The organism is Methanomicrobia archaeon (assembly GCA_016930255.1).
Taxonomy (GTDB): domain Archaea; phylum Halobacteriota; class Syntropharchaeia; order Alkanophagales; family Methanospirareceae; genus JACGMN01.
Genome location: JAFGHB010000083.1, coordinates 22,078 through 42,510 on the forward strand (window position 1 = coordinate 22,078; position 20,433 = coordinate 42,510).

Genomic DNA, 20,433 nt, shown 5'->3' on the forward strand with positions numbered 1-20,433 from the left:
TAACTTTTAGCTTTTAGATCTGCTAGGATAAACGACGGATTTTTGCAAACTCAAAGGAGAGCAAGACAACCATGAAGCAATTGAGCGTTTGCCATAGATGGTGGCAAAGGAATGAGTTAAAGCAGAAGAGTCACTTCTAAATCATAATGCAGCTTAACCCCCTTTGAGATAGGCCCATTTACGGAAGTGCTCCCGTATTATATCCGACCTGCCTACTATTCCAACCAGCTCTTTCTCCCCTTCTTCACTCCCGCCCTTCACCACGGGCAATCTCCCCACGTGATACTGGTCCATCTTAAGTAAAGCATCCTCTAAAGGCTCTTCTACATAGGTTGCTATTACCTCCTCCACGCACATCAGCTTCACCTTCTTGTACGCTGCTTCCTCTTCTCTTTCCCGCTCTAAATCCACTACGGTCGTTATTCCTATCATCTTCCCGTGGTCATCCACGACAGGGAAGGTGATATGTCCGGTTTTCTCGGCGAAATACAGCGCCTCTATCACCGTTGTGTCGCCATGAATGGTGAGCACATCCTTCGTATACGCATCTTTCACTTTCAAGCCCTCGAGGATATCCACCATGAACTCCCTCCGGTGTGCTGGGGAATCCTTCCTTATCTCGTACTGGCCCGGGTAAACCGTCCGTTTCCGTACGAGGGAATAAGCGGGCACGATCGCGAGTAACGCCGGAACGAAGAGCTCATAGGAGCCGGATATTTCAGAAACGATGAAGAGAGCGGTAAGCGGCGTGTTAGCAGCCGCTCCGAAGAACGCCGCAGCCCCTATGAGTGAAAAAACCCACGGGTTGCCGACCGTCCCAGGGAATAAATAGTTAAGACCCTGTCCAATAGCGCCACCTATCGCGCCTCCAATGGTCAAGGAGGGTATAAACGAGCCACCACTACCGCCTGAGCCCAATGTTAACGCCGTTCCTACTATTTTGGCAAGAGCAACAAAGGCCAACACACTCAAAGTAAGCTCGCCGTAAAAGGCCAGTTGCAAAAATCCATAACCGCCACCAAATAATCCACTCGCTATCCCTATTCCTCCATCGCTTTGCGGGTTAAGTGCTCGTATAAGGAAATAGCCGATGAGAAACAGCATACCGAGCAAAAATCCACCTATACCGGGTTTAAGATAGTCAGGAATGGTTAATTTTTCAAAGAAGAACGAGCGTGAGATTTCCAGCAGCTTAATAAATAAGAAAACAAACGGGACACAAACGAGTCCCAGAGCCAGAAAGAGAAGGAGAGAAAATGGTTTCAAAAGAGTTGCAAGGTCATATTTTCCTATCTCATACAGAGGCCCCACACCAAAGAAGGAACTGGAAACAATGTATGCGGTGATAGAACAGATAATTGCCGGAACCAACGCTTCTATTTCCATATCTCGCTTATATAACGTCTCAATGCCAAAGAAGGCGCCGCCAAGGGGGGATTTAAAAATCGCGGCGATTCCCGCTCCTGCAGTAGCCGCTACGATTTTCCTCCTTTCTCTTTCCCCTACTTTCAAAAATCTGCTGCATACCGAGCCTATCGTCGCACCCAGCATTGCACTAGGGCCTTCTCTCCCCGCACTCCCACCTGAGCCAATTGTCAGCACCGAACAGATTCCTCTCACCAGACCGTCCTTGCCCGGTATTATGCCACCCCTGTTGTGAAAGCCGTCTATGAAAACGTCGGTCTCGTGCAGTTCTGGGTTGTTAACGGGAACCAGTTTGTACTTGATTAGTCCGCATAGCAAACCGCCGACGGCGGGAATAAGAGCCAGGAGAACCAATAGATAGGGATTGGAAAAAGCATCGCCTAAGAGTGGGCTGAAAACGAAGAAATGCGGTTCATTCTTGGGTGACGGTGGATGATACCCCCCGAGATATTCCAGGAAGAACGGCTGGGCGAAATTTAACGCTACAAAGAACGCGGCGATGGCCAGACCAACTAAAACGCCTATGAGTGCATAATAGAACGTCTGTTTAGCCCACGTTTCGACATATCGCATTTCTAATGCCACTTTTTCTTCCCCTTCCCTTTAAAAATCCCGCTAGTACTTTATATCCTCACCCTCATCTAATAAAATGTTTGCACATATGAGATGCAGTAAAGGCAAATGCACTTACCCCGCAATCATCCATCAGAGATATTCAGGACTGCACCTCTGCGAAGCCCATTTCGTCGAGGACGTCGAACGGAAGGTAAAGAGGGAGATGCGGAAGCAGTTAATGGTGGAGCGCGGAGATAGAATCGCAGTGGCCGTGAGCGGCGGAAAGGACAGCTCTGCGCTGCTCTACATGTTCAAAAAGATTTTTCAAGATCGAAAAGATCTGGAATTCTTCGTGCTCTCCGTGGATGAGGGGATAAACGGCTATCGATCGATAACGCTCAGCAATGCGGAAAAGATGGCAGAGCGGTTTGGGGTGGATTTTTTCCGCGTTTCCTTTGAAGAGGAGTTTGGTTTTACGGTCGACGAAATCGCAGCGCGAGGTTTCGAGCAGGCGCCGTGCACGTTTTGTGGCGTTCTGCGTCGGAAGTTGATGGATAAGAAAGCGAAGGAGTTGGGTGCAACGAAGGTTGCCACTGCGCATAACCTGGACGACGAAGTGCAAACGATCATGATCAATTATATACGGGGCGATATCGAGCGATTAAGACGGCTGCGAGGCCGGCGTGAAGAGTTCGTTCCACGGATAAAGCCGTTAAAAGACGTTCCGGAGAAGGAGGTTGCACTGTATGCGATTTTAGCGGATATCCCGATAATCACCGCTAATTGCCCTTACGCTGCGCGTTCTTTCCGGTTCACGGTGAAAAAGATGCTGAACGAGCTTGAACGGAAGCATTCGGGGACGAAATATTCGTTGATGCGCGGCTACGAGCGGCTTTCCGGATTGTTGCCAAAAGCGCCACTGGGAATGAAGCTTTTGCCGTGTGAGCGCTGCGGCGACGCGTCAGCATCACGTATCTGCAAGGCGTGCGAGATATTGGAACGGATGAAGTGAACGCATGCGGAAGATTTAAGACAACAGAAAACCCTTTTAGTTAGAGGAGTGGTGAGAGAAAATGAGTGAGGAATTAAATGCAATTTTAAAGGACTTTTGGGAAGAATTTCGGAAGACGGTTAAGGTCGAAACGGCAATTGGTGAACCCATAGAGATGGGTGATAAGACCCTGATCCCCATCTTCGCGATTGGCTTCGGCATCGGCAGTGGCGGCGGCAGGGGAAAAGAGAAGGAAGGGCAAGGATACGGCGTGGGAGGCGGCGGTGGAATAAGTCCCGTGGCTCTTGTAACGGTGTTCAAGGATATACCAGGGCCTGAAGGGCTGAAAGTGCTCTCGCTGAAGCCGTCAGGGACACTTGAGAAGATCGTCGGAGAGGCATTGCCCATGGTGATGGAGAAGGTACAAGAGACGAAAGAGGGCAAGAAAGGGGAAGAATAGACGTTAATCTTGTAGGTTCCTACGGAGAGGGGGCTCTTAGAGGAGCTCTCCCTTTTTTAGTATGATACCAATCATCCTGGCCGTTTTAGTGGTTTTTGCCGTGTTGATAGCTGCTGCGCTTATCATTCCCGTTGAGATCGCCATAAAACTCATTAAAGAGAGATCGATTGCAGAAGGGCGAGTGTCGTTTGGTTTTCTAAAGGGCACTGCTTCCGGGCACGTTGACTTCAGTCCCGAGAAACAGGAATTCCGGTTACAAGCCTTAGGCTTCACCCTTCTCAGGAGACCGCTTGAGAAGCGGGCTGAGGAGAAGAAAGCAAAGGCTGAGAAGCCACCTACCGATTGGAAGAAGGTTGCGGGGCATGCGGATGAGCTCTATGCTGCCGGGAAGGAATTAGCAAGAGCACTCGTCAAGAACACGTCCCTCAAAAGTGTTGAGGGCACGGTGAAAATAGGACTACCCTATCCGGCTCAGACGGGCATGCTGATTGGGTGTCTTTATGCAGGTAGCGGCATAGCGAAGGCGTTTCTACCTGAAATCCACCTCGAAATCGAACCTTTTTTTGCAGAGGAAAAATTGGATGCTGATGTAGAACTGGAACTTAGCCTGCCGCTCTTTAAAATGATCATACCCCTAATCCGATTCTTCCGCAGCACGAGGAAGATTTTCTGACGTTGTGTTCCAAGTTTTTATCGTGCAAACGTCCTGCGGAACTTAAACGGCGAGAACTCAACGCCGCCGCCCTCGTAAAACTTCGTGAACCACTCGTAGTAATGCAGCCTGACCGCGTGGATTCCGGACATTATCGCCTCTAATACTACGACGACCGCGGTTCCGAGTATGAACACCACCACAGCCAAGCCGATATTTACCTGCGAACTCATGAACGTCAACAGAATGAAGACTTCGATCAACGCTGCGTGCGCCAACGCCAGCGCGAGAATACGGCCGTACGAGATGGTATTCGCGAGGAATCGGAAGAAGTTCTCCAGTACCGCTTCGATCACACCCGTAATGGCAATGATGAAGAGGTCGATGATGGACGGCTTCCCGTGCGCGCTTTCGTGCTTCAACTCATGAATGAAGCTGAGCAAAAAGAGCAAGAGTATGGGGAGCGCGACGAGTACCGCAAAGCCCTGCATGACGTTGATACTCTCGATTACACTCACAACAGCGACAACAAGGCCAATCTCCGCATCTGCTACAGAAGAGCTGAGGAGCACGAGTAAGAAATAGAGCGCACCCACTAATGTCCAAACCTTGACGATCCCCATTACGGTCCCTAACGTGTCTTTATCGGACAGCTTATTCGTCACACCCAGTACCACGCCGAGGCCCATGTGCAGTGCACCGATTAACAGTGTAATGACAAACATCCCAGTTACGTTCGGAATCGGCTCGAACCATAACGGCTCATGGATAAATAGCGCATGAAGCACATGCGGGACCTCCATCTCCATCGACGAATGAACTAAGTGTGCAGCATATTCACTGAATCCGAAGAATTCGCCAAACAGGAGGCCGCCAAGTATAGAACAACCGCCGCATAACGAGATGATCATGCCCATGTCTTTCATACCTTTCAAGCCCTTAATTCCGAAAAACATTGCCAATCCGAGCAGAAGCAGTAAGAGCCCATGTCCGATATCGGGGAACATAAGACCGAACAGAACAGGGAACATGACCGCGGTGATCAGTGTTGGATCTATATCATGATAAGAAGGAAGGCTGTACATTCTGATGATCGATTCAAAAGGCTTGACGATCTTGGGATTCTTCAGTAACGAGGGCACGCGCACGTCCGTTCTTTTCGGCTCCCGCACCTCGATCACGCACAGGCCGCCTACCTCGCCGTTTATACCTTCGATGACGGTATTCACCTCTTCCTGAGGCGTCCAGCCTTCGATCACCCGCACCCGCTCACTCGCGCCGAAGAGGATCTTCACCCGTGCCTTGCTCTCCTCTATCTGCACGAGATCTTGCATCGTCAGCAGGTCTTGAAGCCGCGTTTGCCTGAGTTCGTCAATTTCGCGTTCCTTATCCGTGATCTCTACCTCAAGCTCGCGTATCCGCGCCTCGACATCCCCGATCGCGTCCTTTACCGTCGCGGGCAGCTCACGTAGTGGCAGCTGGTACGGCTCGAAGTCGACCATCCGCAGCGCACGCTCCACTTCCGTCTTGTCCTTCTTTAAGGCAACCACAACGGCGAACGCATGCGAGGAATCAGTCGCTTCTTCTGCCTCCGTTATACCCTTTGAGACAATAACGTGGTTTCCGCCGACTGCTTCATCCAGCGTTGTCCCTAACTCGTCCAGATTCTTGCTTGGCACTTTACCCACGTACACCGAGGTAAAGTCCTTCTCACCGACGAAATCCAGATCAATGCCAAAATCATCTAACGCCTTTAATATCCGCAGCAGCGCCTTGGGACGTGATAGTTCTCCTCGCAACCGTTCATTAGCGGTAGTTAACGCCGTTACGGTCTCCTCCAAGCTGCGGAACTCGCTCTCTATCTCCTCTAAGTCTATCTCTTCTACCGTGATCTTCGCCGCTTTTACCGCTGCTGGCTGTTCAGCACTGCCCTCCTCGTCACCTTCAGCCGCAGGGGTTAGCAGAGCCCTCAGGTTCTCTATTCGAGTCAAGAGTTCAGAAGCTTTCATTATCGTCTCTTCTGCCTTAGATGGCTCTATCAGCCCGCCCCATTCATCCAGGAATTCCTTTATATCCGTGATATGAACATTACCCAAAACGTCGAGTCGCTTGATTATGCCGTCGATATCCTTTTCCAACGCGACAACACGCAGTTCCCTCATCTCCGCAGGTCTCAGCATCGTATGTATGTATCCTATCTTGTTTGTCCTTACCCTATCCGCACCCTTACACTTTGGGTTTCTGTACTTATATACCAAACGAAATATTATGCCTTTTAAAACTTTTGCTTTTACGCGCGGGCGGGGGAATGAAACTTTTTATATGCCGAGCGGCATGGTTATGGTAGGTAGTAACCAAACGAAAGAATAGAGAGAGAATAGGGAAGGAGAGAAAAATGGAAGAGAGGAAGAAATTCAGCGATTTGAAGCGAGAAGTGATAGATGCAGGTAAATGTACACTGTGCGGTGAGTGCGTTGCTACGTGCAGGTTGCTCGATCTCGATTATCTACGTATGGACTTTTCGGAGGGTCGACCAGTGCTCGGAGAAGGGCAGCAGCACCCGCCAACGTGCGGATCGTGCTACGCACCCCACGGGAGACCGGTGAAGAGCGGCGACCAGCAATGCCCGATCGATTGCGGCTACTGCTACTATCAATGTCCGCGGGTAGAGGAACCCGAGTTGAGAGAGGGTTTGGAGGAGTTTTACGAAGTTGTGAGTAAGGATGATGCGATACGAGGCGTGTGCCATAATGGTGGCGCGCTTATTTCGCTGCTCGCCTCGGCGCTTGAAGATGCGATGGTTGAAGGCTGCATAACCGTTGCGAATCGTGGTGATGCAACGCCGGAAGTACGTGTGGCGATGAATAAGGCCATGTTGATGGAGAATGCAGGTGGCAGTTATGGCTATTCCGCGGCACTGACCGGCATAGCGGATGCGATTTTGAACTACGGCCTCTGGAGCGTGGCTCTGGTAGGAACGCCGTGCCAGATGGCTGCGTATGAGAAGATGCTCGCTGTTGGACGCGGCACACACAATGCCCATGATTTCTCGTCCAATGTGCGGTTACGAATCAGCCTGCTTTGCCAGGGTGCGTATTCGTATGACGCTTTATTGAAGGACTTTATCGAAGGCAAGCGAGGTATACCGGCTGATACGATAACGAATTTTGAAATTCAGGACGATGGTCTGCACGTGTATGCGGGCGATAAGGAGCTGTTGCATGCAGGGCTCGACGAGATCGCGAATTACAAGCGCGAGGGCTGTAAGATCTGCGAGGATTTCATCGGGCAGTTTGCGGACATCAGCGTCGGGCATATCGGCTCGCCTGCGGGTAAGTCAACCGTGATCGTGCACACTGAGATTGGTAAGGACGCATTTGAAAACGCACGGCAGTGGGACTTTATAGAAGCGACGCCGATGGATGAACGGGGCGTGAAGCTGATACAGCTGCTCCAAGAAGATAAGAAGAAGGCCGGAATGGCCGAGAAGGCGCGAAGGCAAGCGCAATAGCCTCGATAGATTTATAGGCTGGTACCACAATGGAAATCGAAGACCTGTTAGATATTTCAGCGGAGATACGAGAATCTCTACGAACCTACCTTGCGGAGACTGCAGACCATGGCGAGGTGGTCAAGAGGCGGGCGCAGGACGTAACGAGAAGAGTAGACCTTTTCGCGGAAGAAGCGTTAGAAAATGCGTTACAGAACCGTGACCTCTGTGCACGGATAATTTCAGAGGAATTGGGCGATCATGTATACCCAGAAGGCGGTGAGCCGGAATTCACGCTCAGCTTTGACCCTATAGACGGATCTACCAACGCTACCCTGGGAATTCCGTTCTTCTGCTCTTCGATCGCGTACTCGCCGAACGTGGCGCACATTGCGTTTGAGGATATTCAGGCGAGTGTGGTTGCGACTATCTATGGCAAGACCTACTACGCGGTGAAGGGCGACCACGCATGGGTGGATGGTACGCAGCTTCCTCGTGAGATAATGGGTAAGACGAAACGCGCGTTCTCCATCTACACCTACGGTGCAAGTTCGATACCTGAGCCGCTGCTGCAGTTCTTTACAGGCAATAGGACGAAGGTCATTCGCGTCCTGGGCAGTATCGCGCTGGAGATCTGCCTGGTTGCCGAGGGTGCTCTGGACGCGGTAATCGACGTCCGCGACCTGGTAAATGGCTATGACATTGCCGGTGCCGCCTTGATTTTAAAAGAGGCTGGAGGAGTGATAACGGATTTAGAGGGCGACGAGCTAAGGACCGAAGTAGGAGAAACGCACAATCTTTCTCTTATTGCTGCTTTGAAGTCTGAGGTTCATGCGGAGATGCGTGAGATGGTGTTGTCAAAATAAATCGAAAACCTAAAGGCTTTCAAGTAGTTCAAGCCATTCTTCTCTTGTTAGCTTAGCGTCGTGTATTATCTTTCGAATCATCCCTTTTCCAATATCTTCGCCGGTATGAACGGTAATGAGCGTGGTTCTCCCGTCGGGATGGCGCATGAATAGATGACTGCCTTTTTGTCTAAGTTGTTTGAATCCTCTCTTTTCAAGTGCCTTTATTACAGTTTTAGCGGGAAGTGGTTTGATCTTTTGCATCTCTTTTGACGTTCTGATCGAACGCGCTTATATTACTTTATTCGAAGCTCCTTACAAAATGATGATATAAAGCTCAAGAATTAAACAGTAACTTCAACCTTCTGAATGCCCACAAATGCTAAAGGAACCTCCTCTGCGATTCCCGATTCAACCTCTAAGTAGAGCTGTATAGCTTCTTTTATCCGCTTTTGCAACTCATCTAAGGTTTTAGCTTGTGTATGGCAGCCTTCCAGTTCAGGTACCGATGCGACGTATATCCCATCTTCATCCTGCTCGATAACGATGGTGAATTCCTTCTTCATCCTAGTTTTCCCTTATCTTTGAAGATTTAAAAGGTTTTTCATAAAGGTCGCTTATATTCTTTTTTAGCAGCCGTGTGCTGAACCAGCCGGGAACCACAACCACAGGAAAGTGAAGACAAAAGTAAAATGCGGATAGCGATAGTGAAGAAGGACAAGTGCCAGCCGAAGAAGTGCACGTACGAATGCATCAAGTACTGCCCGATGGTTCGTACCGGGGAGGAGACGGTCGTCCAGGGAGAAGATAGCAAGCCGATCATATCAGAGGAGTTGTGTGAAGGCTGCGGGATCTGCATAAAGAAATGCCCGTTCTCTGCTATTTCTATCATAGGCTTGCCCGAAGAGCTGGAGGGTGAAGAGGCGCATCGTTACGGCGAAAACGGGTTTGTCCTGTACGGTATGCCGATCCCGAAAGCGGGGAAGATAACCGGGCTGTTAGGCCAGAACGGGATCGGGAAGAGCACGGCGATTAACATATTGTCAGGACTGCAAGTGCCGAACCTCGGCAACGTCGATGCTGAGGTTCAATGGAGCGAGATAATCAAGCGCTATGCGGGCTCAGAACTACAGAATTACTTTGATAAACTCTCTAAAGGCAAAATTAATGTTTCTTACAAGCCGCAATATGTGGATGCAATACCGAAATACTTCGATGGCACGGTATCCGAGCTGCTAGCAAGCACGGACGAGACCGGTGAGTCGGAAGGGCTGATAAAGGCGTTTGAACTCGCATCGGCACTGAATACTGATATAAAGGCACTCAGTGGCGGCGAACTGCAACGAGTTGCGGTAATCGGCTGTCTGATACGTGATGCGGATTTCTACTTCCTGGATGAGATAACGCCGTATCTGGACATTTATCAGCGTGTGCAGGTGGCGAAGGGGATACGAACCGTTTTGGAGGCGAAGCCGGTGGTTGTGGTGGAGCACGACCTCGCGATCCTGGATATGGTCGCGGATTACGTGCATCTTCTGTATGGCGCGCCGGGCGAGTACGGCGTGGTGACCCTGCCGAAGAGCACGAGCAGAGGAATAAACGAATATCTGAGCGGTTTCTTACAGGCGGAGAACGTGCGGATACGGGATAAGCCGATCGAGTTCACTGCGCATCCGCCGCGTGAGAAGCTAGAAGTACGTAACGTTTCCATCGAATACGACGACTTTGAGAAGAGCTATGGTGAGGACGGCTTCGTCTTGGAGGCGCAGCCGGGTACTATCGAGGAAGGCGAGGTGCTGGGCGGCGTTGGGCGCAATGCAATTGGTAAAAGTACGTTCGTGAAGGTTCTGGTAGGCGATATCAAGCCAACAGTAGGGCGCGTAGCGTCTAACATTACCGTTTCGTACAAGCCGCAGTACATAAAGGGCACGTTGGATATGAAGGTCAAGGATTTCATCTATTCACTCAAAGAGGGCGGATTAACCGATTCCGATGAGATTGATGTGATACGCCCGCTAGGGATACCGGAGATCGAGGAGAAGTGCATAAGCGATCTCAGCGGCGGCGAATTGCAGAGCGTGGCGATCGCTGCGTGTCTTTGCCGGGATACTTCGTTCTACGTGCTGGACGAGCCGTCGGCGCATCTTGATGTGGAGCAGAAGGTGCGGTTGATCAAGACCTTACGGCGGTATGCGGAACGAAGGGCGGTAGCAATGCTGATCGTTGACCACGACATCTATGTGATCGATCTGTTGAGCGATCGGCTGATGGTCTTCGAGGGCGTGCCGGGCGTCCGCGGCGAGATAAAAGGCTGCTTTGAGATGCGAGAGGGCATGAACCTGTTCTTGAAAGAGTTAGGTGTGACCTTCAGGCGCGACGAGAGCACGCTCCGGCCACGGATAAATAAAATTGGGTCGGCGAAGGACCGAGAACAGAAGGCGAAGGGGAAGTATTATTATTTGTGAGGGTTGTTTTACGAAATACAGTCATTCAGTTAATAGCTCAGCAAGTAAGTCATCAACAGACGTAACTTCCTTAACTTTTCCTGCTTTTATATCCTGGTCACTTTTACGGAGTGCTTCCATCGTTTTTTGATTGTTTAGAATCTCTACTGAATCAACGAGTGCGTCGAGATCTTTTCGAGTGATAATCATCATATCTCCGCTCTCCACCTTTTATCCTATCTGTTGATTAGTTGATCTTTAAACCTTATATCTCCAAACTCAATCGACTCGCGAGTATCAAGTAATAACCAGCCAGGCCTTTCCAGCGTCCCCACTTCTCGGCGATTTCACGTGCCTCGGCGCCGGAGATTTTGCGATCGTTACAGTAATAGTGCGCGATATGGCGTCGCAGCCCGAGGTCATCCGCCGGTATGGCTTCTAATTTGTGCATGCCGCGCAGCATCGTCAGCTCTGCGGTCCACACGCCAATGCCTCTTATCTTAACCAGTTCCTTGATAATTTTCTCTGCATTCTCGTAGGTTTGGAAGTGCTCTAAATCCAGCTCGCCTTTAACAATAGCAGTAACGATGCCGTGAATATACTCCGCTTTGCGCATACTCAAGCCGCAGTTGCGGAGCTGTTCCATCGTTCCAGCAGCTATGTTTTCTGGCGTCGGATATGCGTAATAAACTTTCTCATTTAGCGTTAATTGGTCGCCAAACGTTTTGATCACGTTGCGTTCTAACACATGCGCCACGTTGAGTGAGATCTGCTGCTCTATGATCGAGTCAACCAGCGCTTCAAAGACGGTAGGCGTGGTCGGGCTTTTTAAGCCTCTTAATCTTTGGGTCAACGTTGCCATAGTCGTATCGGTTTTAACCGCGTCATAAAACGCAGTGAGGTTAAGTGGCAAATTGAAAAGTGAGGTGACCAAATCTTCGATTTGCTTCTTGTCGTTCGTGGAGATTCCTTCGGTTAGTTCGATAGCTAACTCAGGAGTATCCACCGTTCCCGACGAGGTTATCGTAGCAAGCATGAGCTTCTTGGTTCTGAGAACCTGCCAGTACTTACCGTTCTCGTAGGTGCGGATTTGAGGATCGCCGCCCGCAAAAATGGTTGCGCTGAGATGGAAATCGAAGGGTGGTACGGGTTTTAGCGTGAGGTTCATATCTCATTTCAGTACAAACGGTGAAGCGTTATAAATGTTTTTTTGATGAGACCGATAGCGGAAGAAAAAAGAAAGTTTTATTAGTTATGAGTGTATCTTTATCCCTATTTCAGCGCTCTAAAGTGTTGAGAGTATTGAAGTAGCTTGTTGGACTAATGGTAAAAGAGGCGCTTATAGAGGTTGATGCGAACGAAGTAGCGGAACACATTAAAGCCGCTGCAGAAGATGCCGATAACGAGCAAGAACTATTGATGAATGCGGCACCCACATTGACCTCAGTTCTTGGCAAGCTCGGCATAGCGAACTACGATGTCCACTATGAATTCAGGACTGGGCGGGGCACGCTGGTAGGAGGGGGCGAAGGGATAATTGATGCGCTTTATGGCCGTGTGGTCGTGGAGTAAGAGCGCCCCGGTGCGCTTAAATCCCCTGCGGGGTTTAATCACGCAAAAGAGCAGGTGATAGGCTATATTCAGCAACTGGCACCCGCAGCTGAAGATTGGCAGAGATATTTTGGGGTGGTGTTAGACGGTCATCAGGTAGGTTTTGTTCGGTTCCGGGAGCGTTGGTTGTCTGATGGTCCGTATCCCGTCAATGGACACACGATACTCACGTTTCTGGAAGCGCTCAGAGGGTTGAGAAGGTGGCCGCTTAGGGTAGAATTGTTGAACAAATACCTCGGTGCGGGGAGCCCCGTAGCTGAGACGCTTATACGGGTGCTTTACGAGACGTTAGCCACTAATAGAGTGCATAAACGGGTGAAGGTGCTGTTTAACGATTGGAAGCGAGTATTCGGGCAGGTTTGCGGCTATTCGCCGGAGAAGATCAAAGGATTAGAGAAAGCTTACGGCATTGGTAAGGATGAAATCGATTATGAAGGGCTGCTTTTCGCTGTTCACACGTACTACGCTCTTTTAATGAAATTGCTGGCGGCGGAAGTCGCCGTTTCTCTGGGCGACGGTTACCTTCAGTCTTATTTGAAGAAGTTTGAGGAGGCTTATTATCAGGGCCATGACGAGCTGAAGGATATGCTGCGGGACGTGGAGGAGGGCGCCATCTTTGCAAGTGCGATAGGAATAAAGAACTTCTTAGAGGGCGATTATTTCGGCTGGTATCTTGATGTATGGGATGAGCAATTAGGATAAGCGGTGAGCAAACTTGCCAGCGCACTTTCGAACTTTGAACCGGCAACACTGGAGCACGAGCCGGATGAGGCAAAAGATCTGCTCAAGCGGTTGTATCAATATCTCGTTCCGAAGAAGATACGGCACGATTTAGGCGAGTATTACACCCCGATTGGCTTGCTGAACTCGTCATTTCGGAAGTCGGGTACGATGGCAACGTGGATAAACGGTTCCTTGATCCTGCGTGTGGCAGTGGCACTTTTTTGGTACTTGCAATAAAGAGAGCACGGCGATATGCACTTGACCATTTTAGGGACGAAACAGAAACGTTGGAAGGGATATTGAAGAACGTCGTGGGTTTCGACTTGAATCCCTTAGCGGTGCTGGCCGCGAGAACGAATTACCTCATTGCGTTGGGCAAGCTGATAAAATACAAGCGAGGCGAAATTGAAATCCCGGTTTATTTTGCGGATTCCATTCTCGTGGACCGAAAGCCAACGGTCTATGGAGTTACGCAACGGCTCATAACAGAAGCAGGAGAGTTCCAGATACCGACAAGCGTCGTGAGAAAAGGGCTCTTACCGAAAATACTCGCAGTGGTAGAGGATTGTGTGAAGACGCCGGAGTGCACAGAGGAGATCTTTGAGGAACGGGTGAAGCGCGAGGCATCGAGGGCTGGAGCAACACTGAACAAGAACGAGCTCTATGTTTTGGACGGACTTTTCCACCAAATCGCAGATCTGGAGAAAGATGGAAAGAACAGAATATGGACTAGAATCTTGAAGAATTCTTTTGCTCCCTTGCTCCAAGATAAGTTCGATTTTGTTGTTGGGAATCCCCCGTGGGTGAACTGGGAGAGTTTGCCTAAAAATTACAGAAATGGAACAAAAGACCTGTGGGAAGATTATAAGCTCTTCACGTTGAGTGGCATGGAGGCACGACTTGGCGGCGGTAAGAAAGATATTGCTATACTCTTTACATATCGATGTCTGGACCGTTATTTGAAAGAGCGGGGCAATTTTGCCTTTTTAATAACACAGACAGTATTCAAGACGAAAGGCGCGGAGGAAGGATTTAGAAGGTTCAAAATAAAAAATGAGCCGATTAATGTGGTAAAAGTCCACGATCTGGTGGAACTCAATCCATTTGAAGGTGCGAGCAACAGAACAGCGGCAATTTTCATCAAGAAGAAAGGAGAGACTACCTATCCCGTAAAGTATGAATTATGGAAGCGCAAGAAGAAAGCGAGAATAGACCTGAAGGATAGCCTGGAGGGGGCGTCTGAGAAGAGTTATAGGATAGAACTTTGTGCTTATCCGTCGGATGAAGAGAATATACTTTCTCCGTGGTTAACGCTGCCGGAAGATACTTTTGATGCCGTAAATAAAATGAAAGGCTCGTGCCCCTATCGGGCATATGAAGGAATTAACACCGGAGGTGCAAATGCGGTTTATCGGCTGAATATTTTAGGTGTTGCGTCTCAGAGGAAAGATGAAATAGAGATTCCTGCTTATTTAAGGAATATTCTAGGATTTAAAGGAGAGGATGTTGAGATAAAAGATATTGTAATTGAAAATCTAATCACAAACAAATTAAAGAAAGAGGTGGAATCGGTTAAAACCGCTATAGAGGACTTCTTCATTTATCCACTGATATCAAAACAACATCTCAGAAAATGGAAAATACAGGGTTATATTTATACTTTGCAGATGCAAGATCCAAAGAAGAGAGTCGGTTATGACGTAAGCTGGGTAAAGGTCAATTTTCCAAAGACGTACCGGTATCTCAAGGGGTTTGAGAAAATACTCAAAGAGCGTGCTGCTTACATGAAATATCTAGAAAAAGCACCAGTTTATAGCATGTTTAACCTTGGCGAATACACATTTAGCCCCTACAAAGTCGTATGGAATCGGATAGGAAACAAATTGGAAGCTTGTGTGATAAGCTCAATGAATGACGAAATTTTGGGTGAAAAATTGGTATTACCAGAAGAACATCTAATATTTATTCCTACAGAAAAGGAAGTAGAAGCACATTTCCTTTGCGCGCTCATGAATTGCACGATTTTCTTCTTTTGTTGCTCGCTATTAACACACTCGGCAGAAATACCCAAAGATTTGAGCTGCTGGATTTGGTCACGCATTAAGGCAATAAGGGGAGAAAATACCACGGTTAAACCGTCGAATACGATTGCGGGAAATTGATAACAAAGCGACTTCCCAAAACCGGTTCGGTGTATTAGCAGTATCCGTTGCCCGTTAAGTAGACTCGCAACTGTTTCCCATTGTTCATCATAAAACCGATTTAACCTGAAACGTATTCGCAATAAATCCTCAGCCTGATTTCGCGTTAGAGCCATTGGATACTCCTTGCCAGTTCAGTGCAGCATTTTACCTAATTATTGGTTCTATTCTTATAAATAGGTGTTACATATGGATGTATTTAACAAGATAACAAAAGTGGCGCATATCTCGAAAAAATAAGATTATAATTCATAACCGAACTTTTGGGCAAACATCTCTACGATTTACCGTCTATCCGCCATTGGTAGGATGATCTGGTCTTGGGGGTGAGAGATAAGTATTAAAACTTAGGTGCCAAACTATACTAAAACAGTATAAATGAGCAAAAGACGGAAACCGAAGACGTTCGAAGAGATGGTAACGGAGCTGGAGGAGAAGATACGAGAGGAAGAGCGAGGGTATTACGGCGAACGGATGGTTGAAGAAGCGTTAAAGCCGAAGAACGTTGGCGAGCTGGAGCAGCCCGACGGCGCTGCCAGCATAACGGACTCCGAGGGGGATACCATGCAGATACACCTGCGCATTGACGGAAATATGATCACGGATAGCAAATTCATCACCGAAGCTCACGGTCCCGTCATTGCGTTTGGCAGCGTGGTCACGGAACTGGTAAAGGGCAAGACTGTTGACGAGGCTGCTGAACTAGGAGAGGATGCAGTTGTGGCGGTTCTCGGCGGTTTACCGGAGGATGACCCGCATACACCGGAGCTTGCCGTTCGTACGCTCAGAGCAGCGCTGGACGATTACAAGAAGAAGCAAGAGGGGCATCAGAAATAGAATTAACAGACGAGGTCTTTGAAATTAGCAATCGAGGATACAGAAAGCTCTAACGAAGTTTTTAAATACCGATAAAAACAAAAGGATGATTTATGCCCTTATCTAAAAAGACATTCATTCTAGGCTTGACACTCGTTTTAGTGGTTGCTAGCGCAGCTGCGTACACACAAACACCCGACGACAACACCACAAAACAGAAAGTAAAAGCGGGGGCCTCATCAATCTTATCTGGAATACCTGGTATTGGCAAGTATTTTGGAGACACCGACGGCGACGGAATCGTTGATGCCAAAGACCCACACCCGTACGACCACGAGTTCCCAGCCACAGCCTACGCCGAAGAAAAGGGTCTTCCCCAAGATATAGTTGACCAGTTATCCCCCCTAAACAGCGGTCCCGATGGAGTGTCCCTGTTAGACACCAACGAGAAGTCCTTCATAAATTGCCTTTCGGGATTGGATTATACCCAGCAAATAGAACTTGTCAAATTGGCAAGTGATGGGAAAATAACAAATAATGACCTTGTTCTCCCAGATTATATTAAATCCTTAGATCCGGTTTTAGCCAATAAAATTCTGTCAGCATTTTCGACATATATATCGACAGGAGATATCCCCGGAGAAGCCGCAGACCAAATACAGTTCTTAAAGGGCCTCCCCGCAGAGAAACAATTGGAATTAATTGAAATTGGATTGGCAACAAACTATGATTTAGACGGTGACGGGATGAATAATTATTTTGAGGCAAATTACGGTTTTTATAATCCTCTCGTTTATAACGGCAGATATGTTATTTTATTACATGAATGGTAAGAAGATATCAATACAAAAATACATGCGGACATGTACAACTTTTTTGCTGTAAAACAAAAAATTCCACCTGAAAATGTGATAGAATTGTATGATGAGGAAGCTACTTCACAGAATTTACAAAACGCAGTTCAGAAAATCGCCGGAAAGGCTGACGATAATTCTCTGGTTTATGTTTATCTTGATGGTCATAGTGGAACAGGATATATAAAACTGGCTGACAGAAGAACACCTTATGAAGAAATTGACGGAGGGCTGGATGAAATTAATGCGGGTCTGGTAATTGTGAATCCGGATGGTTGTAAAAGTGGTAGTGCAATTGAACCAATGAAAGAAGGACCCTGCCCGAGAATTGTTATAACTATGACAGATGCAGAAACAAACACTGGGGGTTGTGTTACCAGCAATATTGCTCATTTAGTGGGTTGTGATATTGAAGAGAGAAGACAGCATTTTTATAATTTCCCTAAGGGACCGGACTATCATCTTAAACAGGAGCTGAGATTCATTAAAGATTATGATACTAATCACGACGGCTATTTTTCTTTAGGAGAAGCCAGAGGTTTTGTATTATACCAAAATCCTGATTCCCAGCTAAGCGACCCCCTAAATTTAGCTCCAGAGGTATATATCGGTGACTGGAGAGTTTATAGGCCAGAAACAATTGAAAACTTATTATATACAGAATAAATATTTATGGACACCATTGAGAAATGGATTAGAAAACAGTTGGAAGAAGGCTACGCTCCTGAACAAATCAAAATCTCGCTTCAGAAATCCGGTTACGACCCTGCAATCGTTGATAAAATTTTAAATATAGCCACTCGCAGAATGAAGGTTAGACTTTCACCCGCATCCAGTGACCTTTAAGGAACACGACGTAGATGACGATCGCCCTCAAGAATGTCTCAACGGCCATGCCCAGCCAGATGCCGAAGAGGCCCATACCCAACCAAAACCCGAACGCATAGGCGAGCGATAGTCGAATGACGATGAGGCTGATGAAATTGACGTACATTGGCACTTTGGTGTAGCCCGCGCCGCGCATACCGCCGGCGAGCGTGAAGAATGCACCTAACGCGGGCTCGGAGAAGCCGATAATGAAGAGGTAGAGCGCTGCCAGGCTCATAACCTCCTTATTACCCGTAAATACCAGTGCGATATAGTCAGGCAGGAGTATGAAGAGTAAACCCGCAAGGGTCATGAAGATCAGACAAAGGTAGGTAGAAGCGAGCACGACCTTCTTCGCCTGCGCCTCGTCCTTTGCGCCCAGGCACTGACCGGCAAGCGTGGTAGCCGCGATGCCAAAGGCAAACGCAGGCATATATGCAACACTCTCCGCACGCAGCCCGATCTGGAATGCGGAGTAGCCAACCGTCCCAAAGGAGAGTATCATCACGGTGAAGATGATGGACGCAACGCTCCACATCGCCATGTCAATACCCGCAGGGATGCCGATCTTGAACATCTTCTTTACGGTATCGAGCCGGTAAGTGATGTCCCTGCGGTAAACCGGATGCGTTATCAGCTTGTGGCTGGCTTGGAGCACCAGATAGACCGCAAAGGCGACGACGTATGACGTGCCAGTGGCGATGCCCGCGCCGAGCACGCCGAGTTCCGGGAAGCCGAACTTGCCGAAGATGAGCACGTAATTCATCACGACATTGTAGACGTTTGCAACGATATCAACGTACATCGGCGTTTTCGTATCGCCCGCAGCCCGTAAGATACCGTGATACACGATAATGAGCGCGACGAAGGGGTAAAAGGCGAAGATAGCCCGTATGTATCGCGTGCCTTCGGTTATGACGGCGCCGCGAGCACCGAGATAGTAGATCGCGGAGGGACCGGCGAAGATGCCGAATAGCGTTATCGGTATCGAGATCAAAATGAGCGTGATCACCGAATCGGTTGCCACACGCTGGGCTTCTGCATAATCCGACTCGCCCCAGCGTCGTGCTATTATTGCGATCGTGCCGGTAACGAGCCCCATGGTAAGCGGGAAGAACATGTGATACAGCGTGAAACCGAGCCCAACCGCACTCAAACTGATATCCGCCGGCGGATACCGGCCAAGCATAATGGTATCCGCAATGATCTGAAAGGTCATGAGGATATTGGATACGAGCGCAGGCAGTGCAAGGGTCATCACCCGCTTGTAGATCGCCCTGTCCATGTCTTTCCTATACTATACGGGTTTATCTTCGTTTTTCGTAGGAGTAGGTAGGGTAGGTTGTGTACGATATTCAAAAAGCAGGATAATTCAGAAAGTCCGCTATTTCGGGTGGTTTGGATTTGGTTTTTACAAAGAAACTCCGATGGCTTGGTTTTGTTCGGCTCAAACCGTTTTAAAAGTTGTGTTTGATATGCGGCCGTCTGACAAAGAACGACGCGATCGCCTTGTTGTCCGTGTAGACGGCAAGCGGGATTCTCTTCGCGGCTTGGACAAGCTCAAAGTCTTCGATCTGACCTGTTAGAAACGGTGAGACAATAATCTCAAAATATTCCGCTAAATCCTTGATGAAGAACTCTTCGAAGCCCAACTCGCGCGCTAAGGTGAATAAAATGGAAGTTACCGTCTTGTACGTATCGCCGGTGCAGGTATCGTCATCGACGAGGAGCAGTTTGCGGCCTTTTAATTTCTCTTTCGCCGCTCTGATCGTTGCCTCAATCTCTGCAGTATCTCCGGTTGGTAATCTGAGCACGGCAGGGTTCCGACCCTTAACGACCGCTAAATAGCGCGCCAGATGTTCCGCATACAAGCAGCCACCAGGCTCCAATCCGATAACGCATAACGGTTGGTTTTCTAACAGACCGTCTAACTGCTCTCCGATTCGGTCAACAAATGCGCCCTGCGGGGTGGCCCAGTACGCGCGATAATCACGCTGTTTCACCTCGTCGAGCTCTTGCCTCATCAAGCGGAACGCGTCGAGATCTTTGCGTTTAATGAAGTAGAGAATGCCTTGCTTTTCGGCGTGCAACTCACCGTAGCGAATCCAGCGCTTCACGCTCTCGGGATGCACACCCACGATCCTGGCGGCTTCCAAGACGGTTACCTCTGGTTCCATGGTGCTCATCTAATTGTAAATAAGCAACAACAGTTAAGTTGTTTTGATAAAAAAAGAAGCTAAACTAGCCGTTGTTCGGAAACCTACGTATCTCTAGCTTTGAAAGTTCATGCTCCTATTCAACCACCATCTCAGGAATTCATCAGCAGGAGGGGATAGTTTAATATTTCTCAATCCTATATGAAGTGTTATGAGGTACTGTATCCCGCGATAGAACCTTAAGTAAGCACAGCAAGTCACTTCCCACCACTAAAAAATGATAGCGGGGCTTTAACCAAAGCTCCCAGGGAAAAATCGTAGAGGGTTGTGAAATCCAACAAAA

21 protein-coding genes are annotated in these 20,433 nt (G+C 48.5%); 12 read left to right on the plus strand and 9 right to left on the minus strand.

What is annotated here, in order from left to right; all coding sequences use genetic code 11:
• Positions 1–153 precede the first annotated feature (153 nt).
• Positions 154–2,010 carry a chloride channel protein gene (locus tag JW878_10885; GenBank protein MBN1763556.1) on the minus strand — a complete coding sequence of 619 codons (1,857 nt, stop codon included), beginning with the start codon at positions 2,008–2,010 and terminating at the stop codon, positions 154–156.
• A gap of 76 nt (positions 2,011–2,086) precedes the next feature.
• On the opposite strand from JW878_10885, the gene JW878_10890 reads away from it, so the two are divergent.
• From JW878_10890 to JW878_10900, 3 genes are all read left to right on the plus strand, one after another.
• Positions 2,087–2,992 carry a TIGR00269 family protein gene (locus JW878_10890; protein MBN1763557.1) on the plus strand — a complete coding sequence of 302 codons (906 nt, stop codon included), beginning with the start codon at positions 2,087–2,089 and terminating at the stop codon, positions 2,990–2,992.
• Between the two features lie 61 nt (positions 2,993–3,053).
• Positions 3,054–3,431, plus strand: a complete 378-nt coding sequence (locus JW878_10895; protein ID MBN1763558.1) for a sporulation protein — start codon at positions 3,054–3,056, stop codon at positions 3,429–3,431.
• A gap of 61 nt (positions 3,432–3,492) precedes the next feature.
• Positions 3,493–4,104: a hypothetical protein gene (locus JW878_10900; protein MBN1763559.1), complete on the plus strand. Its 612-nt coding sequence runs from the start codon at positions 3,493–3,495 to the stop codon at positions 4,102–4,104.
• A 17-nt stretch (positions 4,105–4,121) separates the two neighbouring features.
• Here JW878_10900 and JW878_10905 read toward each other — a convergent pair whose 3' ends face one another.
• Entirely contained in the window at positions 4,122–6,263 is a 2,142-nt protein-coding gene (locus JW878_10905; GenBank protein ID MBN1763560.1) for a hypothetical protein, read from the minus strand.
• Positions 6,264–6,478: 215 nt separating this feature from the next.
• On the opposite strand from JW878_10905, the gene JW878_10910 reads away from it, so the two are divergent.
• Both JW878_10910 and JW878_10915 read left to right on the plus strand, forming a co-directional pair.
• Entirely contained in the window at positions 6,479–7,594 is a 1,116-nt protein-coding gene (locus JW878_10910; protein MBN1763561.1) for a Coenzyme F420 hydrogenase/dehydrogenase, beta subunit C-terminal domain, read from the plus strand.
• A 29-nt stretch (positions 7,595–7,623) separates the two neighbouring features.
• Positions 7,624–8,439 (plus strand): inositol-1-monophosphatase, encoded by an 816-nt coding sequence (locus tag JW878_10915; protein MBN1763562.1) that lies wholly within the window; start codon positions 7,624–7,626, stop codon positions 8,437–8,439.
• 9 nt (positions 8,440–8,448) lie between these two features.
• Here JW878_10915 and JW878_10920 read toward each other — a convergent pair whose 3' ends face one another.
• Entirely contained in the window at positions 8,449–8,682 is a 234-nt protein-coding gene (locus JW878_10920; protein ID MBN1763563.1) for a type II toxin-antitoxin system HicA family toxin, read from the minus strand.
• Between the two features lie 80 nt (positions 8,683–8,762).
• Positions 8,763–8,984 (minus strand): type II toxin-antitoxin system HicB family antitoxin, encoded by a 222-nt coding sequence (locus JW878_10925; protein ID MBN1763564.1) that lies wholly within the window; start codon positions 8,982–8,984, stop codon positions 8,763–8,765.
• 126 nt (positions 8,985–9,110) lie between these two features.
• Here JW878_10925 and JW878_10930 point away from each other — a divergent pair, with 126 nt between their 5' ends.
• Positions 9,111–10,883 (plus strand): ribosome biogenesis/translation initiation ATPase RLI, encoded by a 1,773-nt coding sequence (locus JW878_10930; GenBank protein MBN1763565.1) that lies wholly within the window; start codon positions 9,111–9,113, stop codon positions 10,881–10,883.
• Positions 10,884–10,904: 21 nt separating this feature from the next.
• On the opposite strand, the gene JW878_10935 is transcribed toward JW878_10930, so the two are convergent.
• Both JW878_10935 and JW878_10940 read right to left on the minus strand, forming a co-directional pair.
• Positions 10,905–11,090 carry a hypothetical protein gene (locus JW878_10935; GenBank protein MBN1763566.1) on the minus strand — a complete coding sequence of 62 codons (186 nt, stop codon included), beginning with the start codon at positions 11,088–11,090 and terminating at the stop codon, positions 10,905–10,907.
• Between the two features lie 37 nt (positions 11,091–11,127).
• Positions 11,128–12,030 (minus strand): DNA-3-methyladenine glycosylase 2 family protein, encoded by a 903-nt coding sequence (locus tag JW878_10940; GenBank protein MBN1763567.1) that lies wholly within the window; start codon positions 12,028–12,030, stop codon positions 11,128–11,130.
• 155 nt (positions 12,031–12,185) lie between these two features.
• Here JW878_10940 and JW878_10945 point away from each other — a divergent pair, with 155 nt between their 5' ends.
• From JW878_10945 to JW878_10955, 3 genes are read left to right on the plus strand one after another with little or no spacing between them, the layout of a single operon-like run.
• Positions 12,186–12,434, plus strand: coding sequence for a hypothetical protein (locus JW878_10945; protein ID MBN1763568.1), 249 nt, complete (start codon positions 12,186–12,188; stop codon positions 12,432–12,434).
• Positions 12,435–12,488: 54 nt separating this feature from the next.
• Positions 12,489–13,175, plus strand: coding sequence for a hypothetical protein (locus JW878_10950; protein MBN1763569.1), 687 nt, complete (start codon positions 12,489–12,491; stop codon positions 13,173–13,175).
• 3 nt (positions 13,176–13,178) lie between these two features.
• A complete protein-coding gene (locus tag JW878_10955) occupies positions 13,179–13,433 on the plus strand; it encodes a hypothetical protein (GenBank protein ID MBN1763570.1) in 255 nt (84 codons plus the stop codon).
• Between the two features lie 1,612 nt (positions 13,434–15,045).
• Here JW878_10955 and JW878_10960 read toward each other — a convergent pair.
• Entirely contained in the window at positions 15,046–15,513 is a 468-nt protein-coding gene (locus tag JW878_10960) for a DEAD/DEAH box helicase (protein ID MBN1763571.1), read from the minus strand.
• 262 nt (positions 15,514–15,775) lie between these two features.
• Here JW878_10960 and JW878_10965 point away from each other — a divergent pair, with 262 nt between their 5' ends.
• The 3 genes from JW878_10965 to JW878_10975 all read left to right on the plus strand — a co-directional run bounded on the left by JW878_10965 (position 15,776) and on the right by JW878_10975 (position 17,733).
• The gene (locus JW878_10965; protein ID MBN1763572.1) at positions 15,776–16,234 is read left to right on the plus strand and encodes an iron-sulfur cluster assembly scaffold protein; all 459 of its coding nucleotides are present in this window, start codon (positions 15,776–15,778) and stop codon (positions 16,232–16,234) included.
• Between the two features lie 92 nt (positions 16,235–16,326).
• The gene (locus tag JW878_10970) at positions 16,327–17,046 is read left to right on the plus strand and encodes a hypothetical protein (GenBank protein MBN1763573.1); all 720 of its coding nucleotides are present in this window, start codon (positions 16,327–16,329) and stop codon (positions 17,044–17,046) included.
• Positions 17,047–17,076: 30 nt separating this feature from the next.
• A complete protein-coding gene (locus tag JW878_10975) occupies positions 17,077–17,733 on the plus strand; it encodes a hypothetical protein (GenBank protein ID MBN1763574.1) in 657 nt (218 codons plus the stop codon).
• Between the two features lie 148 nt (positions 17,734–17,881).
• Here the strand turns inward: JW878_10975 and JW878_10980 are convergent, their stop codons facing one another.
• Together JW878_10980 and JW878_10985 are read right to left on the minus strand one after the other, a co-directional pair.
• Positions 17,882–19,219, minus strand: coding sequence for an MATE family efflux transporter (locus JW878_10980; protein ID MBN1763575.1), 1,338 nt, complete (start codon positions 19,217–19,219; stop codon positions 17,882–17,884).
• A gap of 172 nt (positions 19,220–19,391) precedes the next feature.
• A complete protein-coding gene (locus JW878_10985) occupies positions 19,392–20,120 on the minus strand; it encodes a helix-turn-helix domain-containing protein (GenBank protein ID MBN1763576.1) in 729 nt (242 codons plus the stop codon).
• Positions 20,121–20,433: the final 313 nt, after the last annotated feature.

Bases quoted from the DNA above. Each gene is read 5' to 3' on its own strand.
- JW878_10890 (MBN1763557.1), top strand. From the start codon at position 2,087: ATGAGATGCAGTAAAGGCAAATGCACTTACCCCGCAATCATCCATCAG.
- JW878_10895 (MBN1763558.1), top strand. From the start codon at position 3,054: ATGAGTGAGGAATTAAATGCAATTTTAAAGGACTTTTGGGAAGAATTT.
- JW878_10900 (MBN1763559.1), top strand. From the start codon at position 3,493: ATGATACCAATCATCCTGGCCGTTTTAGTGGTTTTTGCCGTGTTGATA.
- JW878_10905 (MBN1763560.1), bottom strand. From the start codon at position 6,263: ATGCTGAGACCTGCGGAGATGAGGGAACTGCGTGTTGTCGCGTTGGAA.
- JW878_10910 (MBN1763561.1), top strand. From the start codon at position 6,479: ATGGAAGAGAGGAAGAAATTCAGCGATTTGAAGCGAGAAGTGATAGAT.
- JW878_10915 (MBN1763562.1), top strand. From the start codon at position 7,624: ATGGAAATCGAAGACCTGTTAGATATTTCAGCGGAGATACGAGAATCT.
- JW878_10920 (MBN1763563.1), bottom strand. From the start codon at position 8,682: ATGCAAAAGATCAAACCACTTCCCGCTAAAACTGTAATAAAGGCACTT.
- JW878_10925 (MBN1763564.1), bottom strand. From the start codon at position 8,984: ATGAAGAAGGAATTCACCATCGTTATCGAGCAGGATGAAGATGGGATA.
- JW878_10930 (MBN1763565.1), top strand. From the start codon at position 9,111: ATGCGGATAGCGATAGTGAAGAAGGACAAGTGCCAGCCGAAGAAGTGC.
- JW878_10940 (MBN1763567.1), bottom strand. From the start codon at position 12,030: ATGAACCTCACGCTAAAACCCGTACCACCCTTCGATTTCCATCTCAGC.
- JW878_10945 (MBN1763568.1), top strand. From the start codon at position 12,186: ATGGTAAAAGAGGCGCTTATAGAGGTTGATGCGAACGAAGTAGCGGAA.
- JW878_10960 (MBN1763571.1), bottom strand. From the start codon at position 15,513: ATGGCTCTAACGCGAAATCAGGCTGAGGATTTATTGCGAATACGTTTC.
- JW878_10965 (MBN1763572.1), top strand. From the start codon at position 15,776: ATGAGCAAAAGACGGAAACCGAAGACGTTCGAAGAGATGGTAACGGAG.
- JW878_10970 (MBN1763573.1), top strand. From the start codon at position 16,327: ATGCCCTTATCTAAAAAGACATTCATTCTAGGCTTGACACTCGTTTTA.
- JW878_10975 (MBN1763574.1), top strand. From the start codon at position 17,077: ATGTACAACTTTTTTGCTGTAAAACAAAAAATTCCACCTGAAAATGTG.
- JW878_10980 (MBN1763575.1), bottom strand. From the start codon at position 19,219: ATGGACAGGGCGATCTACAAGCGGGTGATGACCCTTGCACTGCCTGCG.
- JW878_10985 (MBN1763576.1), bottom strand. From the start codon at position 20,120: ATGAGCACCATGGAACCAGAGGTAACCGTCTTGGAAGCCGCCAGGATC.